The organism is Arsenophonus sp. ENCA (genome assembly GCF_002287155.1).
Classification (GTDB): domain Bacteria; phylum Pseudomonadota; class Gammaproteobacteria; order Enterobacterales; family Enterobacteriaceae; genus Arsenophonus; species Arsenophonus nilaparvatae.
Map to the genome: position 1 here is coordinate 1 of NZ_NHNG01000369.1, position 2,757 is coordinate 2,757.

Consider the following 2,757-nt stretch of genomic DNA (forward strand, 5'->3'; position numbering starts at 1 on the left):
ATCGAGAAGTTAAACAAAATTGTGGTATTGAACGCTGTCAGGCTCGCACGAGCCGAGCGCAAAGAAATCATATTTTTCTCGCTATTTCTGCGTGGTTTGAACAACATAAACGTCGTATATCTGAAAAAATAACCCTTTATCAACAAAATTGGGACGTAATCAAAAATGCTATTGCTGAGCACATCCGTGTTTTATTAGCGTACCCAAATTAGTTTTGTGCGAAACTCGTGAGGTATTCTCTACCCTCATATGGCAAAGAATACAGTTCAACACACCTGTGATAATTAGAATAACATTGATGGAGATCACCGAATAACAAAATGGGCCAAAAGTGATCTCCATCGATGTTATTAAGCGATCTGGTTAAATGTTATTAGCTGATCTGCATGCATGGTAATATGCAAAGGTGATTGACTGGCGAAAATTCTAGCAAAATAAAGCATGGTGAAATGGGCTGCGCACTGATAGTCACGATATAAGAGTGATTATTAATAACCAGAGTAACGTCATTATCGGTAAAGCTTAGATTTTTTTTTATTTTTTTTTTGCATTAAATCCATATTAAGCGAACAATAATCAAACAGTACTGGTAGCGGTGTACCTAGTAATTTTCTTGGGCTAGCTAAAAAAATTGGCGGCTAGCATGATTAGCGTAATGGATGATAAGTTCATTATCGAGTAATAGAATATTATGCAATAAACAATCTAAAATATGATCGCCAATTGGTAAATTATCAATTTTCACTTGGTCTTACTCCTGCACCTTTTTAGTGCATATTAACATATTTGAGTATAAACCAAGAGTTTTTGTTCAATTATTATGCAGAAAAAACCTCATCAAAAGATGAGGTAAATATTACAACACAACAAAAATACTAAGCGGAGAATGGCTTATCAAACGCTGTAGTATATTTCGAACTCTAATGGGTGAGGTGCCATCCGAATACGTTGAACATCATCTTTTAATAAATTGATATAAGCATCGATCGTTTCATCAGTAAATACTTCACCCCGTTTCAAAAACTCCCGATCAGCATCCAATGCCTGTAGTGCTTCTTCCAGTGAATTGGCAACGGTTGGGATCTCTTGTGCTTCTTCTGCGGGTAAATCATATAAATTTTTGTCCATTGCTTCACCCGGATGAATTTTATTAATAATTCCATCGAGACCTGCCATCAATTGTGCCGCAAAGGCTAAGTACGGATTGGCAGCCGGGTCTGGGAAACGAACCTCAATACGCGATGCTCTAAGATTAGCAACGACTGGAATGCGAATAGAAGCTGAACGATTACGTGCGGAGTAAGCCAACATTACAGGTGCTTCAAAACCTGGCACCAGACGCTTATAAGAGTTGGTGGTTGGATTAGTAAAGGCATTTAAAGCTCGCGCATGTTTAATAATACCGCCAATATAATAAAGTGCCATTTCAGATAGCCCGCCATATTTATCACCGGCAAACAAGTTGCTGCCATTTTTTTCTAGTGACATATGACAGTGCATACCAGAGCCATTATCACCCACTAGTGGTTTTGGCATAAATGTTGCTGTTTTACCAAAAGAATGGGCAATATTGTGCACCACGTATTTGTATATTTGTGTTTCATCGGCCTTTTTAGTCATGGTATTAAAACGGGTAGCAACCTCGTTTTGGCCTGCGGTGGCAACTTCATGGTGGTGTGCTTCAACAATTAATCCCATTTTCTCCATGGTGGAACACATAGCAGAGCGCATATTTTGTGAAGAGTCAACGGGAGGGACAGGAAAATAACCACCTTTAATGCTTGGCCGATGACCTTTATTACCATCTTCATAATGTGCGCCAGAATTCCAGGCTGCTTCAACATCATCGATATGATAATAAGCATCAGAAATATTGTTACCAAAGCGAATATCGTCAAACACAAAGAATTCAGGTTCAGGCCCAAATAATATCGTATCTGCAATACCGCTACTACGTAAGAAATTTTCGGCGCGTTTAGAAATTGAACGTGGATCTCGTTCGTAGCCCTTATGAGTGTCGGGCTCTAGGATATCACAGCGAATAATTAGGGTTGAATCACTAAAAAAAGGATCTAATACTGCCGTCTCAGGATCAGGCATAAGCATCATATCTGACTCATTAATTCCTTTCCAACCAGCAATTGACGAACCGTCAAACATTTTACCTTCTTCAAAGAAATCTTGGTTAATTTGGTGAGCAGGGATAGTGATATGTTGTTCTTTACCTCTGGTATCGGTAAAGCGTAGATCAATATATTTAACATGGTGCTCTTTGATCATGGATAAAACATGCTCAACAGACATAAAGATTCTCCTGATTGGATCCTATTTTGAACATAGCGCCAAAAAGTTTTATGATAGTTAATTATTCATTACGCGAAAATCATGCCAAATTTTTATAACTGATAATAGATGCTTTTTTAATGATTTATTAGTAAATAATCATAAATTGAATAATAATTTGCACTATTTTTGTGCAAATCGGATGTTATTAAAGCACAATCATGATGCAGTAATCGAAAAAAGACACGAGTTTCGCACAAAACTAATTTGGGTACGCTAATAAAACACGGATGTGCTCAGCAATAGCATTTTTGATTACGTCCCAATTTTGTTGATAAAGGGTTATTTTTTCAGATATACGACGTTTATGTTGTTCAAACCACGCAGAAATAGCGAGAAAAATATGATTTCTTTGCGCTCGGCTCGTGCGAGCCTGACAGCGTTCAATACCACAATTTTGTTTAACTTCTCGAT

General features: G+C 37.6%; 1 protein-coding gene and 2 pseudogenes. 1 reads left to right on the plus strand and 2 read right to left on the minus strand.

Annotated elements, in window-relative coordinates; genetic code table 11:
- Positions 1-212 (plus strand): annotated as a pseudogene (locus tag CBG25_RS09595) (hypothetical protein); the annotation flags it as partial.
- Between the two features lie 682 nt (positions 213-894).
- Here CBG25_RS09595 and glnA read toward each other — a convergent pair.
- Positions 895-2,304, minus strand: coding sequence for a glutamate--ammonia ligase (gene glnA, locus CBG25_RS09600; protein ID WP_290606273.1), 1,410 nt, complete (start codon positions 2,302-2,304; stop codon positions 895-897).
- Positions 2,305-2,545: 241 nt separating this feature from the next.
- Positions 2,546-2,757: pseudogene (locus CBG25_RS09605) on the minus strand (hypothetical protein); the annotation flags it as partial.

Excerpts from the sequence above, each read along its gene's own strand:
- glnA (WP_290606273.1), bottom strand. The coding sequence starts at position 2,304 with ATGTCTGTTGAGCATGTTTTATCCATGATCAAAGAGCACCATGTTAAA.